Source organism: Neisseria sp. HMSC061H08, assembly GCF_001836795.1.
GTDB lineage: Bacteria > Pseudomonadota > Gammaproteobacteria > Burkholderiales > Neisseriaceae > Neisseria > Neisseria subflava_A.
Map to the genome: position 1 here is coordinate 249,265 of NZ_KV830575.1, position 14,849 is coordinate 264,113.

The following is a 14,849-nucleotide window of genomic DNA, read 5'->3' on the forward strand; positions in this document are numbered from 1 at the left end:
TCTAAGTAGGTATTAAATAAATGCAGAAACAGTCGTTTCAGGGTGCTATGTATGAGTTTTATAGCAATAATTTTTTTGATATGTGCATATATTTTTAATTTTGACTCGAAAGATGAGTTTGTTTGGGTTATGGTGTTTTGTGGATTTATGGAGGTAATTTTTTCAGGTAGATTATTGTTAATATTACCTTTGATGATTGGTAATTATTTTGCTTCAGGTTATATTTATGAGCAATTTTTGCCTAGCGGATTTTGGTCTTTTATATTGTGTGGAGTTGTTTCCGGTATCAGTGGATTATTAATTGGGGGGATAATTTATATGATTTTAATATTAATTTTTAGGGTTGGTAAGGAATGAAAGTATTATTAATATTTCTTTTTGTTTTAGTCCCATTTATTTGGAGCTATATAAAAAATTTCTCTCAAAAGAATACTGCCAAGATGAAAGTTTATTTACACATAGATAGGCTTTACAATTATATTATTTCTGGACAGGATAGAGAGGCATTTGAAGAGTTAATCAGCTTTACGAGAGAAGCGGATCAAAACCCCGATTTATATTATTATTTCAGTGAACTTCCTTTCGATCGAAAAAAGCTGGCTTGTTTGGCTTATGTAAATGAACTATTTAAGATATATAATCAAGAGAAGAATATAACAAATGATAATTCAAATGCTGAATTTTTGATGAAAATGCATACAGGATATAACACAAAATAATGGTTATCTGGAAAAGGTCGTCTGAAACCCAAAATCTCGGTTTCAGACGACCTTTTTTTGAATCCGCCCAAAGCGGTCTGTATTCAATTATGAAGTCAGCGCAGCTTTGAGGATTTTGTTGACTTCACCCATGTCGGCTTTGCCGGCCAGACGGGTTTTTAATACGCCCATGACTTTGCCCATATCGGCCATGCCTGATGCACCGGTTTCTGCAACGGCTGCTTCCACGGCAGTTTTGATTTCTTCTGCGGACATCATTTGCGGCAGGTAGCGGTTGAGGATTTCGATTTCTGCGTTTTCTTTGTCAGCCAAATCTTGACGGCCGGCTTCGGTATAAATTTTGGCGCTGTCTTTGCGCTGTTTTACCATTTTGGTCAGGATAGAGATGACTTTTGCGTCATCGGCTTCGGTGCGCTCATCTACTTCAAATTGTTTGATGGCGGCATTAATCAGGCGGATGGTGCTTAAAGAGACTTGGTCTTTGGCACGCATGGCGGTTTTCATGTCTTCGGTTAATTGTATTTTTAGGCTCATAATGTTCTCACTTTATATCAATAAAAAGATGCCGTCTGAAAAACAAAACACACCGCAAAGCTGCCCTTGCGGTGTGTCGTTTATCACAGGGCAGGCCTGTAATTAGTACATTTTAGGAGGCAGTTGTTGGCTGCGCAGGCGTTTTTGCAGACGTTTGGCTGCAGCAGCTTTTTTGCGTTTGCGTTCGGTAGTTGGTTTTTCGTACGCTTCACGGGCGCGCAGTTCGGTCAACAGACCGGTTTTTTCTACGGCACGTTTGAAACGACGCATGGCAACTTCAAATGGTTCATTCTCTTTAACACGAATAGCAGGCATTTTATTTCCTTTAAATTTTGTTCAATCAAACCGTTTTAAGAAATAGAGGACGGTTTGTCATAATGGGGGAGTTGTTGTATCGCTGGTTTGCCGAGGGCAGGGCGGGATACGCGCCGTGATGTAAACATCACCTCCTAACAAGTCGGCTTTTGCCGTGCAAGTGACCTTTTCGGTCAGAAACAATCGGGCGATTATCTTATAAACCCGATAGTCTGTCAAGGTTGTAGGCCGTCTGAATGTTGGATTCTGTCTCACTTTTCAGACGGCCTATCGGGTATTAATAGCGGCCGGGAACAGTACCCATACGTTGTTTCAACGAAGTTTGCGGTTCGTTGAACAATGACGCGTAATAAGTCGCGTTGGTCATGACTTTTTTCACGTAATCACGGGTTTCGGTGAATGGGATGGTCTCGGCGTAAATAGCACCTTCCAAAGACGAAGAAGCCTGCCAGTTGCGGGCGCGGCCTGGGCCTGCATTGTAGCCTGCGGTAGCCATCACTTCGTTATTTTGCAGGCGGCGTTTGGCATCTGCCATGTACCAAGTACCCATGCGGATGTTGCCGTCCATGGTGTAGAGTTCGCTGCTGCTCATGCCGATTTTACCGGCGATTTCGCGGGCGGTTGCAGGCATGACCTGCATCAGGCCTTGTGCGCCGACGCTGGATTGAGCGCCCATGACAAAGCGACTCTCTTGGCGAATCAAACCGTAAACCCATGCAGGGTCAACGCCTGCCTGTGCGGCATAGCGGATGGTCAGGTCTTTAAACGGAGAGAGGTAGCGCAGTTTGTAGTTGAGTTTGTGGTCGGTACGATCGGCGCTGTTGATTGCCATGTCGTAGAACTGGTTGTCAAAAGCGACTTGCGCGGCAGTCAGCAGGTTGTCTTCGTTGAAGTCGCGGGTGGCAAAACGCCATTCTGCCTGCGCCTGACGGCGCATTTTGGAATCGCCGTTGCTTTGGCTGTTTTTAAACAGAACCAATGCGCGTTTGATGGCACCGTCTTCGCTCATGCGGCGGACGTCTCTGGCATCGGCATCGGAAACGTTGTTGCGAGTATTGATGCGGTGGCCCAGTTCTTCACCTGCCATTACGGCGTAGAAATTGCGGCCGGAAGCGGCGGCTTTTTCGTACATTTCTTTGGCGTGGCTGCTTTTGCCTTGTGCGGCAAAGCTGCGGCCCAGCCAATATTGCCATGTCGGGTCTTTTTGCAGTTTTTCAGGCATATGCTGAATCACGCTTGCCAATTCGTCCCAACGTTGCAGGCGTAAAGCGGCACGCGCGTACCATTCTAATTGTTCGTCGGTCAGTTGTTTGCGGTCGGAAACGCGGCCGTAGTAGCTCAAAGCGGTTGGCATATTTTGGCTTTGTGCATGGTAGTGGCCCAATACGCCCCATGCGAAGCTGCGTTGTTCACGGCTGAGGCCGGATTCCATGCCGGACAGGGTGGCGGCGGCAGAAACGGATTTACGTGCATCTTTGCCGATTACGCTCAACAGGCTGTATTCGGTCGAACCTTGCGCGCCACCTTCAAACGGGCTGCCCAATGCGGCGGCGAGGTTGCGTGCATCTGTGGTTTGACTGTTGCTTAACAAGCCGCGTACGCGACGCCATGCGTCGTTGGTGTTCAGACGGCCTGAAGCTGCCGCGCTTTCGACCAAGCGGGTACAGCCGGCAGGCAGTTTGCCGGTGACGCGAACTAGCTCGGCGGCTTTGCTGTCATTGCCGCTGCTCAAATCGGCATAACATTGCACTTCTTGTGCGACGCCGGCGGCGTTCAATTTGCTGAATTCTTGACGGAACAAATCCCATTGGCCGCGCGCGCCCAAGGTTTTCAGCCATTCGTTGCGGACGTTTTCAGCCATTGCGCTGTCGCTGGCTTGGGATAAAAATTGTTGTACCCAAGCATCGTCGCCGCGTTTGGCGGCATCGATGGCGCTTTGGTATTGGCTGTAATCGGACAGGACTTTGGATTCGCTGTCGGCGCGGCGTGAAGGAATAGAAGTGGATTTAGGCTGAACGACGCTTTCGGTTTTCGAAGCAGTCGGTGTGTTTTGGGTGGCACACGCCGATAAAACAGCGGCAGTAATCAAGCTGAGGGAGAGAGGGAAAAGACGTTGAACGTTCATTGGGTACCGTGTCGTTTTTAGAATCAAAATAGCTGATTATTTTAAATGATTTATGCGGAATAACCGAATTACAAACTGATATTTACATTTTCAAAGCCCGGAAATGACTAAGGCCGTCTGAAATATGAAACACTTTTGAGGTATTCCTATTTCAGACGGCCTGTTATGAAGGAAGTCGTCAATCGGGTTTGTGTTCGATATAGTCTTGCGGTTTGTCGGCTTTGCTGGTGCGCGTAACCGTATATTCGCCTTCGATAATATCTTCATCATCTTTGGCGGAGCTGTAAGTCTGGCGGCTTTGGAAAGACTGCGTAGAAGAAACGGCCGCGTTGCCTTTAAACGGAATCAGCAAGAGCAGGGCAACGGCGGTTGAAATAAAGCCGGGGCTGAGCAGGAAAACCGCGGCGGCAGTATAGCGAATCGGCCACAGCATCTGATAGAGGGAAATGTTTTGTCCGCTGCGGACGGCTGCGCCTGCGAGCAATAAGCCGGAGATGCCGGTATGGCGCAGCATGAAGATACCGCTGATAAAGCTGAGAGCCATCAAAAACAGCGTCCAACCGCCGCCAAGCCAGTCGGCAACCCAGACGATGGACATGATTTCCAAAAAGATTAAAACCAAAAAACCGATTCCAAAATACTGCATAAGTGTTTGTTCCTTCATTCAACGGATAGTGTCGATTGTGTTTTATCTAGATAAAGATAAACCTTATTTTTTCAAGCAAATGCTGTGTGAAAAAGGGTAAACGGGTAATGAGGCCGTCTGAACGGAGATAAAAAGAAGACAGATGTTTCAGACGGCCTTTAGATATTCTATCGCATCACATTGTTCCAATCGCTTTCAAAATAGCTGACGAGGATTTGGTTGTTCAAATAATTTGCTTCAACCTTGCGCCTTGCCATATCGGGCGGAAAGCGGAACATTTCGGCGGCGGTTTGGGCGTTCAGATAACGTGTGGGTACGTCGAATTTTTGCGGAATAGGGAAGTTTTGGTCAAACCCTGCCAACACAAATCCCCATTCGCCAAAGGAGGGGACGTAAACATGATAGGGCGCGGTATTCAGCTTGGCCGCTTCGAGGGTGGCAACGACCGACCAGTAGGCATTGGGGGCGAAGTAGGGCGAAGTCGATTGCACAACAATTTTGCCCTGCGGCTCAAGATGGCGGGCAACGAGGCGGTACATGGGGACGGAGTAAAGTTTACCAAGCGAGAAATTGGACGGGTCGGGTAGGTCGATGATGATAACGTCGAATTTTTCAGACGACCCTTCCAGCCATTTGGCGGCATCGTCGTTGACGACGTGCATTTTGGGATGGGACAGCGAGCCTTGGTTTAGGGCACTCAAGGTGGCAGAGGTTCTAAAAGTGGCGGTCATGTCGGGGTCGAGATCGACCAAAGTAACATTTTTGACCTGCGGATATTTTAAGACTTCGCGTGCCGCCAATCCGTCGCCGCCGCCGAGAATCAGGACGCGTTCGGCGTTGGGAACCATCTGCATGGCAGGCAGAACGAGTGCTTCATGGTAACGGGCTTCGTCGCGTGAGGAGAATTGCAGGTTGCCGTTGATATAGAGGCGGGTGTCGTCTTTCCAGCGGGTAACGACCAGCCGCTGGTAGGGTGAGTGGCTTTGATAGACGACGGGGTCGCCAAAATAGCTTTGTTCAGCTTTGAAGGAAATACGGTCGGCGTAGACGAAGATGATGGCGAGGATGGACAAGACAATCAGCGCACGCAGGCGGATGGCGCGGTAACGGGGCAGTTCGGCTTTGAAGACGCGCGCGGTCAGATAGGCGACGGCGGCGTTGAAGATGCCAAACAACAAGGCGGAACGCGCCATGCCGAGTTTGGGGGCGAGCAGGAGCGGAAATAATAAGGAGACGGCAAGTGCGCCCAAGTAGTCGAAGGTCAATACTTTGGAAACGAGTTCTTTAAATTCCGCACCTTTTTGGTTTAACACGCGCATAACCAAAGGGATTTCCATGCCGACAACCATGCCGACAATCAGTACAAAAGCGTAGAGCAGGGTGCGGAACGGGGCGGCGGATAAACCGAAGGCCACAAATAATGCCAGTGCGGAAATACCGCCGATGATGCCGACCAGAAGTTCGATTTCGATAAAGCGGTGCAACACGTCTTTATCTTTGATGTATTGGGTCAGGTGGGCACCGATACCCATTGAAAACAGATAAAGCCCGATGACGGAGGAAAACTGCAAAATACTGTCGCCCAAAAGATAGCTTGCGAGCGCGGCGATGATGAGCTCATAAGCGAGGCCGCAGCTGGCGACGATAAAAACGGAGATGATGAGGGTGCGGTGGGCGTTCATGATGACGTTTTTGTTGCTTGAGTGTGGGCAATGTAATAATTTTTAAGGTGGGCTGCAAGTTTAATTATAGGATGTAGAAAAGGCCGTCTGAACAAATTGTTTCAGACGGCCTTTAATCTGTCAGGCATTAATAGCGGTGTTTGAATACCATGCCCACTGCGTAAGAAGATTTTTTCGGCAAATCTTCGTCGTATTTCGGATTGACGTTTTCTTTCAACCAGCCGGCGCCGAGTGTGGCAGTTGTCCGTTTGGAGAAGCTGTAATCGGTGCTGACGGCGACGTGTTTGTAGTCTTCGCCGACAGAGCTTTTACCGTAGGCAAAGCCGATTTGAGGTTTGAAATTTCCTACTTTGTATGAGCCGGACACCATAAATTCTTTGGTGTTGTTGATTTCTTTGTCGTAAGAACCGGCTACGTTGCCTGCCGCATCTTTCCATACGCCCCAGCAGCTGAAGCCGTCGCAAGTATTTTTGGCGTATTGGAATGCGGCATCGACGGAGATTTTGTCTTTGCTGTATCCGGCCATGAATGCATGGGCTTGGAAGTCTTTGGTTTCGGTTGGAGAGTCGTTGGGTGCGTATTCGGCAGCGTAGTGCGCGTTAAAGCCGTTGTTGGGGTGGTAGTAGTCCACGCCCCAGCCGAAGACCCAGTCGCCGTCACGTTTTTTGTCCGGATTCCAGTCATTGTTGTTGCGCGCGGCATTGGAACCGGGGGAAACGTTGAATTTGAATTGGAAACCGTTTTTCCAAGGCGACTCATAAGCCATGGAAACACGGCGTTGGCCGAAGCGAGAAATTTTGCCGAACTCCAAAATCGGGCTGTTGGTGTCGAACGGGTTCAGATAAATGCTGTTCATGGGCGTACTGATGTAACCCATTTTGACGGTGCCAAGGTTTTTGTAGCTGTTGAGAGCGACGTATGAGTCGGCAGTACCCCAGCCGCCCCAGCGGTCGGAATCGAAGTAAATAAAGGAGCCAAGTTGCCATTTCAGCCATAAGTCGTTGTTGAGTCGTACTTCATCGGAGAGATAAAGACTGGAACTTTTATCGGAAATGGTTGTATTGGTGACGCCGGTTTTATTGTTGTGTTCGACCTCGGTCATGATGTAGATGGTGCCGCTCATTTTAGGTTCGGCGTGGGCGAAGCTTATGGAAGAGCCGATGAGGGTAGTGGCAACAAAACAAGATAACTTGTTCATTTTGTTCTCCTTTTATGTCTTTTTCTTAATTGGGGACGGGAAATTCGGATAATCTTATTTGACAAATTATAAAAAATCAATACATTTGTAACTTATCGTAGGATAAATTGAAAAATAGTTTTCAGTTACGTATTTTTGTGTTAATTTGCCGACAATCTTAGACGGCTGCTTTTATTTCGATGGTATAGGTAGTTTTAAACACTATTTTTATATTTAGAAATAGAGGATTTAACTGGGTTTAAAAACCTCAAATATTTGTAGTTAAGTGTAGTTTGAATAATCAGGCCGTCTGAAAAAGAAGAATACCCAAAAGAAGGAATGAAATATGGCCGGAAAAACCTATCCGCTGTTGGCTGCATCATTGGCCGCCGTATTTGCGTTGTCGGCGTGCAGCCGCGATGTCAAACCCGCCCCTGAGTTTAAGCGTACCGATTATGAGCGCGTGGTGGTCAGCAACGGCGTCGAGCCGGGCACGCTGGACCCACAGATGAGCGGCGATATGGCGGCGGGTGCGATTATCCGCCAGCTGATGGATGGTTTGGTCGGTACGGATGCCGAAGGCAAAACCATTCCTGCTTTGGCGGAAAGATGGGAAAGCAAGGGCGAGCGTGTCTGGACTTTCCATCTGCGTGATGCCAAATGGAGCAATGGCGATCCGATTACCGCCGAGGATTTTGTGTACAGCTTCCGCCGTCTTGCCGATCCGGCCACGGGCGCACCTTTCGGCAGCTATTTGGTCGATGCCCAAGTGGAAAATGCGGAAGATATATTAAACGGCAAAGCCAAGCCTGAGACATTGGGCGTTAAGGCGTTGGACGCAAAAACCCTGCAATTTACGCTGATTGCGCCCGTACCTTATTTCCCCGATATGCTGATTCAGCAATTCACTTTTCCGGTGCACCGCGCCACTGTCGAAAAATACGGCAACAAGTGGACGCAGCCCGGTCATTATGTTTCCAGTGGCGCTTATCTGTTAAAGGATTGGAAAGTCAACAGCCACATCAATATGGAACGCAATCCTAATTATTACGATAAAGACAAAGTGGCCATTCCGAAGGCGGTTTTCTTGTCAGGCAGCGGTGAGTACAACCGTTATCGCGCCAATGAAATTGATGTGACTTATGGCATTCCTAGTGATCAGGTCAAAGTGGCGGATATTGAGTTTCCGGGACAAGTGAAACGTACAACTTCTTTGTGTAGCTGGTATTTGGAGCCGAACCACGAAGCGGCGCCGTTTAATGATCCGCGCGTCCGCAAGGCGCTCAATATGCTGACGCGCCGCGACATTGTCGTCAAAGTGGGCGGCCGCGGCGATACGCCTGCCTTCCAATTGACGCCGCCGCAAATGCAGGGCGTGATTCCTGTTTATCCGGAGTGGAAAGAATGGACGCCTGAAAAACGCATCGAAACCGCGCGTAAACTGTTGAACGAAGCAGGCTACAACGATGAGCATCCGCTTGAGTTCGATATTTTGTACAGCACCAGCGAAGCGTCTAAAAAACAAATCACTGCCGTGCAGTCGGTGTGGAAGGCCGCCATTCCGTTTATCCGTCCGACTTTGTCCAACGAGGAATGGAAAACTTATTTGGATACGCGCGCGCAAGGCAATTTTAAGGTTTCGTTCAGCGGCTGGTGTTCCGATTTCAACGATCCGGCAGGTATGCTCAATATCTTGAAATCCAACAATTCAAACAATGCATTCCGCTACAAAAGTGCGGCGTTTGACGCATTTATGAACAATACGCTGAAAGATGGTGTCAGCAAGGAAGCGCGCAGCCAGCTCTATGCCGATGCGGAGAAGCAGCTTCAAGAAGACGCTGCGCTGATTCCGCTGTATCATCAGGTTGAAGTGCGTATGGTCAAACCTGATATTATCGGCTATTCCGACAAAGACCCTTTGCGGAACTATACAGTCAAGAGCTGGTCGTTCGCACCGAAAAAATAGATTGATGATAGACAGCACAAATTTTCAGACGGCCTTGATGACAGGGGCCGTCTGAAACAATAGGAGACATAACACATGAAATCTGTACAACAACGTTTGTCCGCTTTACGCGAAGCCATGAAAAAACATGGCGTGGACGCGTTTGTCATTCCTTCCGCCGATCCGCACCTTTCCGAATACCTGCCCGAGCATTGGCAGGCGCGCCGCGATTTTTCCGGCTTTACCGGTTCGGCCGGCACTTTGGTGGTAACCGCCGATAAAGCTGGCGTGTGGACGGACAGCCGCTATTGGGAACAGGCAGGTCAACAGCTTGCGCCAAACGGCATCGAGCTGCAAAAAATGGGCGTTGATGCGCCTTATACCGAGTGGTTGGCACAAAATCTGCCCGAGGGCGCAGTGGTCGGCGCGCCTGCCGATATGTTCGCACTCAGCGGCGAGCGCGGTTTGAAACAGGCACTTGCCGCCAAAAACATCCGCCTCGAATATCCTGAAACCTTGTTGGACGAAGTGTGGGACGACCGTCCTGCATTGCCTACTCCGGAAATCTACGTTCACCATCCCGACTACGTTTCCGAAACTGCAGCCGAAAAACTGGCCCGTATCCGTACGGCCATGAAAGAGCAGGGTGCAGATGCGCATTTGGTTTCCTCTTTGGACGACATCGCTTGGATTACCAATCTGCGCGGCGATGATGTGCCGTTCAACCCCGTGTTCTTGTCCCATTTGTTTATAAGCCAAGACAAAGCCGTATTGTTTACCGATGCAGGCCGTCTGAAAGCCGAATCCGCCGAAGCCTTGAAAGCGGCAGGTTTTGAAGTGTTGCCTTATGCGCAGGCGGCAGACTATTTGGCAGACGTTAAGGGTGCATTGCTGATTGATCCGAATAAAACCGCCGTCGGTACTTTGCGCCGCCTGCCTGAAGACGTTCGTTTGATTGAAGCCATCCACCCCAGCACATTCTTCAAATCAGTCAAATCCGATGCCGACATCGCCCATATCCGCAATACCATGGCGGAAGACGGCGCGGCATTGTGCGGCTTCTTTGCCGAGTTTGAACAAATCTTGGCAGACGGCGGCGAATTGAGCGAGTTGGACATCGACGGCATGCTCTACAAACACCGCAGCCAACGTCCCGGCTTTATTTCGCCAAGTTTCGACACCATCGCCGGCTACAATGCCAATGCCGCCTTACCTCATTACAGCGCGACACCGGAAAACAACAGCAAAATCAAAGGCGACGGTATGCTGCTGATTGACTCCGGCGGCCAATACTGGGGTGGTACGACCGACATCACGCGCGTGGTGCCTGTCGGCAATCCGAGTGCGGCCATGAAACGCGACTACACTTTGGTGTTGAAAGCGCATATTTCTCTGGCGGAAACCATTTTCCCTGAAAACATCAAAGGTCCGATGATTGATGCCATCTGCCGCAAATCGCTCTGGCAGGCGCAATGCGACTACGGTCACGGTACAGGTCATGGCGTGGGCTATTTCCTCAATGTGCACGAAGGCCCGCAAAGCATTGCCGTTGCCGCCGTACCGCAACCGCATCACGCAATGAAGTCAGGCATGCTGACGTCCAACGAGCCGGGTCTTTACCGTCCGGGCAAATGGGGTATCCGTATTGAAAGCTTGGTCATCAACCGTCCGGTTGAAAATCCTGAGGAAACCGAGTTCGGTAAATTCCTGTATTTCGAGACCGTTACCCTCTGTCCGATCGATACGCGCCTCATCGATACCAAGCTGATGACCGGAAGCGAAATCGAATGGCTGAACCAATATCACGCCGAAGTGCGCCGCCGTCTCGAGCCTTTGACAGAAGGCGCGGCCAAAGCATGGCTGATCGAACGCACCGAACCTTTGGCGCGTTAACGTGAAAGGCCGTCTGAAACGGCGGATACAAAGTTTCAGACGGCCTGATAACAACAATTATCTACAAACTACAAAACCTTACCCGACTCCGAATAAAAACAATAACCCGGTCGGAATAGAGAGAGAAACCGGCGCGGCGACGTTACAGATGCCTGCTGCCATTCATCCGATTTCCGCTTCAGGTCAGCTTTGTTTTCACGAGTCCGGTATGTTCAGACAGGACAGCCTGATTATGTTGAAATTCATCATCAAACGGATATGTGCTTCCATCCCGACCATGCTGGTGTTGATTACCGTATCGTTTTTCCTGATGCGGCTCGCACCGGGCAGCCCGTTCACAGGCGAACGCAATTTACCGCCTGCGGTCATGGCCAATATTGAAGCCAAATATCATCTCAATGATCCGATGTACCTCCAATATTTCCACTACCTCAAGCAGTTGGCGCAGGGGGATTTGGGGCCGTCGTTCAAATATAAAGATTTCAGCGTTAATGAGTTGCTTGCCCAATCCCTGCCGGTATCGGCGGAACTCGGCTTCTACGCCTTTTTGATTGCCGCCATCTTCGGCATGTTTATCGGCATCATCGCCGCCTTAAAACAAAACAGTTGGCTGGATTATGCGCTGATGAGCGGTGCGATGACCGGTATCGTCGTTCCCAGCTTTGTGATGGCGCCGGTATTGGTGCTGGTGTTTGCCGTCAGACTGCAATGGCTGCCTGCCGGCGGCTGGAACGATGGCGCACTGATGAACTTGATTCTGCCCGTCGTTACTTTGTCCATCGGTTATGTATCCAGTATCGCGCGGATTACGCGCGGCGCGATGATTGAAGTATTGAACAGCCCCTTTATCCGCACGGCACGCGCCAAAGGCCTGCCCATGAGCCGCATCATCCTGCGCCATGCGCTGCGTCCGGCCATGCTGCCGATTGTTTCTTTCTTAGGCCCGGCATTCGTCGGCATCATCACCGGCTCCATTGTGATTGAAAACGTGTTCGGTATTCCCGGCGTCGGACAATTGTTTGTCAACGGCGCGCTCAACCGCGACTACGGCATGATTTTGGGTTTGACGATTTTGGTGGGCATCATGACCATTTTGTTCAACGCCATCCTCGATATTCTGTATGCCATTATTGACCCGAAAATCCGTTATTAATCCCATTTGCGCAAAGGCCGTCTGAAACGTTCAGACGGCCTGAAGAAAGAAGAAAAAGCGAGAGAGAACATTATGTTATTCAAAAAGAAGCAGACTCAGGCCCTTGCAGAGGCAGCAGAATACGCCCAAGTACACGGCAAAAGCCTGTGGAGCGACGCATGGCGGCGTTTTAAACAAAACAAAGCAGCGGTGTACAGCATTATTATCCTGTTGCTGATCAGCATTTTTGTGATTGTGGCACCATGGATTGTCCGCTACACCTACGACTTCACCGACTGGGACAATATGCAGATTCCGCCGTCCCTTTCTACTCATCACTATCTGGGTACGGACTTGCTCGGCCGCGATTTGCTGTCGCGCGCGGCAACCGGCGGACGTATTTCCTTGCTGGTTGGTGTGGCCGGCGCATTGGTGGCTGTTGTCATCGGTACGCTTTATGGCGCGATTGCCGGCTTTATCGGCGGTAAGCTCGATTCGCTGATGATGCGCTTTTTGGAAATTTTGAATGCGTTTCCGTTTATGTTTTTCGTGATTCTGCTGACTACGTTCTTCGGCCGTAACTTGCTTTTGATTTTTGCCGCCGTGGGTTTGGTGTCTTGGTTGGACGTGGCGCGTATCGTGCGCGGTCAAACTTTGAGCTTGAAGCATAAAGAGTTTGTCGAAGCGGCGCGTGTGAGCGGCGTGGCAAAACGTAAAATCGTAACGCGCCACATTATTCCGAATGTTTTGGGCGTGGTGATGGTGTATGCCTCATTGTTGGTACCGGGCATGATTATGTTTGAATCCTTCTTGAGCTTCTTGGGCTTGGGCGTGCAAGAGCCGATGACCAGTTGGGGTTCGATGCTGCAAGAAGGCGCGATTTCGATGGAAGCCGCACCATGGCAGCTGCTCGTGCCAAGTTTCTTCTTGGTAACCACTTTGTTCTGTTTCAACTTTATCGGCGACGGCCTGCGCGATGCGCTCGACCCGAAAGACCGCTAAACCACAACCAAAAGGATAATCAAAATGACAAAACAGTTACTGGTTGTAGAAAATCTGGACATCAATTTCGAACTGCATGAGAAAACCGTGCACGCCGTGCGTAATGTCAGCTTTAAAGTGGCAGAGGGCGAAACATTGGCTTTGGTCGGCGAATCCGGTTCGGGCAAGTCGGTAACGTCCATGTCCATCATGCGTCTGCTGCCTGAAAAATTTGCTCGATACAGCAAAGATTCGCGCATTACGTTTGACGGCATTTCCATTTTGGACGCCGATGAGAAAACCCTGCGCGATTTGCGCGGCAACCGCATCAGCGTGATTTTCCAAGAGCCGATGACTTCGCTCAATCCGTTTATGCGTATCGGTACGCAGCTGATTGAAGCGGCGCGGGTACACAATAAAAAGCTCGGCAAAAAAGAGGCAGGACAAAAAGCATTGGCATTGTTGCAGCGGGTTGGCATCAAAGAAGCCGAACGCCGCATGAAGCAATATCCGCACGAGTTTTCCGGCGGTCAGTTGCAACGGATTATGATTGCCATGGCGCTCATCAATGAACCCGACCTGCTGATTGCCGATGAGCCAACCACCGCTTTGGATGTAACCATTCAAGCCGAGATTCTCGATTTGCTCCACGATTTGCAACAGCAAATGGGCATGGCGATTATCTTCATTACCCACGATTTGGGTTTGGCGGAACACTATTCCAAAACCGTCTGCGTCATGCGCAACGGCGAAATTGTCGAACGTGGCAAAATCAAAGAAGTATTTGCCCATCCGAAACACGAATATACTGCCGAACTCATCAATGCCATTCCCAAAGGCATGAAAGAGCCGGAAGAAAACAACGCCGGTGTGTTAATCGAAGCCGATAATGTCCATGTTTCTTTCGTATTGAAGCAAAACTTTTTCGGCAAGCCGCTCAAAACTTTTGACGCCGTCAAAGGCATCAGCCTCAAAATTAAAGAAGGTGAAACATTGGGCGTCGTCGGCGAGTCCGGTTCCGGCAAATCCACGCTGGGCAAAGCCGTCATGCAGATGCTGCCTTATACCGGCCATATCTCCTTTGAAGGCAAAGACCTGAAAAACTATACCGCCGAAGAAGCACGCCGTCTGAAATCGCAACGGCAAATTGTGTTCCAAGACCCCTTCGGTTCGCTTTCCCCACGCCTGACTGTTGGCGAAATTATCGGCGAAGGTTTGACGGTTCATCATCCTGAAATGACCAAAAAAGAACGTATCCAGCGCGTTTTAGAAGTCATGAAGGAAGTGTCCCTGCCGCTTGACGCGCTCAACCGTTATCCGCACGAATTTTCCGGCGGCCAGCGTCAGCGTATCGCCATTGCACGCGCCGTTATCCTACGCCCGAAATTCATCCTTTTGGACGAGCCGACCTCTGCACTTGACCGCTCCGTACAATCCAAAGTGGTCGAACTTTTGCGCGATTTGCAAAAGAAATACGGCCTGACTTATATGTTCATCAGTCATGACCTGTCTGTCGTGCGCGCCGTCAGCGACAACGTGATTGTGATGAAGCAGGGCGAAATGGTTGAGTACGGCAGCGCGGATCAGATTTTCCACCATCCGCAAAACGACTACACCAAACGTTTGATTAACGCCGCATTTGATTTGTAGAAAAGGAAAAGGCCGTCTGAAAAGAAGTTTTCAGACGGCCTTTTTAAGCG

General features: G+C 49.8%; 13 protein-coding genes. 7 read left to right on the forward strand and 6 right to left on the reverse strand.

Features of this window, described 5'->3' with window-relative positions:
- The first annotated feature begins 51 nt into the window (after window positions 1-51).
- Window positions 52-357: a hypothetical protein gene (locus HMPREF2675_RS06290; protein ID WP_070814427.1), complete on the forward strand. Its 306-nt coding sequence runs from the start codon at window positions 52-54 to the stop codon at window positions 355-357.
- Window positions 354-719, forward strand: a complete 366-nt coding sequence (locus tag HMPREF2675_RS06295) for a hypothetical protein (RefSeq protein WP_070814428.1) — start codon at window positions 354-356, stop codon at window positions 717-719. Before HMPREF2675_RS06290 ends, HMPREF2675_RS06295 begins: the two co-directional genes overlap by 4 nt.
- 87 nt (window positions 720-806) lie before the next feature.
- On the opposite strand, the gene HMPREF2675_RS06300 is transcribed toward HMPREF2675_RS06295, so the two are convergent.
- The 6 genes from HMPREF2675_RS06300 to HMPREF2675_RS06325 all read right to left on the reverse strand — a co-directional run bounded on the left by HMPREF2675_RS06300 (window position 807) and on the right by HMPREF2675_RS06325 (window position 7,219).
- The gene (locus HMPREF2675_RS06300) at window positions 807-1,253 is read right to left on the reverse strand and encodes a GatB/YqeY domain-containing protein (protein WP_070814429.1); all 447 of its coding nucleotides are present in this window, start codon (window positions 1,251-1,253) and stop codon (window positions 807-809) included.
- A gap of 102 nt (window positions 1,254-1,355) precedes the next feature.
- Entirely contained in the window at window positions 1,356-1,568 is a 213-nt protein-coding gene (gene rpsU / locus HMPREF2675_RS06305) for a 30S ribosomal protein S21 (protein WP_003680926.1), read from the reverse strand.
- 277 nt (window positions 1,569-1,845) lie between these two features.
- Window positions 1,846-3,693 carry a lytic transglycosylase domain-containing protein gene (locus tag HMPREF2675_RS06310; RefSeq protein ID WP_070814430.1) on the reverse strand — a complete coding sequence of 616 codons (1,848 nt, stop codon included), beginning with the start codon at window positions 3,691-3,693 and terminating at the stop codon, window positions 1,846-1,848.
- A 178-nt stretch (window positions 3,694-3,871) separates the two neighbouring features.
- Entirely contained in the window at window positions 3,872-4,339 is a 468-nt protein-coding gene (locus HMPREF2675_RS06315; protein ID WP_070814431.1) for an FxsA family protein, read from the reverse strand.
- 167 nt (window positions 4,340-4,506) lie between these two features.
- Complete coding sequence (locus tag HMPREF2675_RS06320; RefSeq protein ID WP_070814432.1) at window positions 4,507-6,021, reverse strand: polyamine aminopropyltransferase; 1,515 nt, start codon at window positions 6,019-6,021, stop codon at window positions 4,507-4,509.
- A gap of 127 nt (window positions 6,022-6,148) precedes the next feature.
- Window positions 6,149-7,219: a porin gene (locus HMPREF2675_RS06325; RefSeq protein WP_070814433.1), complete on the reverse strand. Its 1,071-nt coding sequence runs from the start codon at window positions 7,217-7,219 to the stop codon at window positions 6,149-6,151.
- 325 nt (window positions 7,220-7,544) lie between these two features.
- On the opposite strand from HMPREF2675_RS06325, the gene HMPREF2675_RS06330 reads away from it, so the two are divergent.
- From HMPREF2675_RS06330 to HMPREF2675_RS06350, 5 genes are all read left to right on the forward strand, one after another.
- A complete protein-coding gene (locus HMPREF2675_RS06330) occupies window positions 7,545-9,164 on the forward strand; it encodes an ABC transporter substrate-binding protein (protein ID WP_070814434.1) in 1,620 nt (539 codons plus the stop codon).
- A gap of 75 nt (window positions 9,165-9,239) precedes the next feature.
- Window positions 9,240-11,036, forward strand: a complete 1,797-nt coding sequence (locus tag HMPREF2675_RS06335) for an aminopeptidase P family protein (RefSeq protein WP_070814435.1) — start codon at window positions 9,240-9,242, stop codon at window positions 11,034-11,036.
- 232 nt (window positions 11,037-11,268) lie between these two features.
- Window positions 11,269-12,189 carry an oligopeptide ABC transporter permease OppB gene (oppB, locus tag HMPREF2675_RS06340; RefSeq protein ID WP_036490316.1) on the forward strand — a complete coding sequence of 307 codons (921 nt, stop codon included), beginning with the start codon at window positions 11,269-11,271 and terminating at the stop codon, window positions 12,187-12,189.
- 72 nt (window positions 12,190-12,261) lie between these two features.
- Window positions 12,262-13,170 (forward strand): oligopeptide ABC transporter permease OppC, encoded by a 909-nt coding sequence (gene oppC, locus HMPREF2675_RS06345; protein WP_049335539.1) that lies wholly within the window; start codon window positions 12,262-12,264, stop codon window positions 13,168-13,170.
- Between the two features lie 24 nt (window positions 13,171-13,194).
- Window positions 13,195-14,799, forward strand: coding sequence for an ABC transporter ATP-binding protein (locus HMPREF2675_RS06350; protein ID WP_070814436.1), 1,605 nt, complete (start codon window positions 13,195-13,197; stop codon window positions 14,797-14,799).
- Window positions 14,800-14,849: the final 50 nt, after the last annotated feature.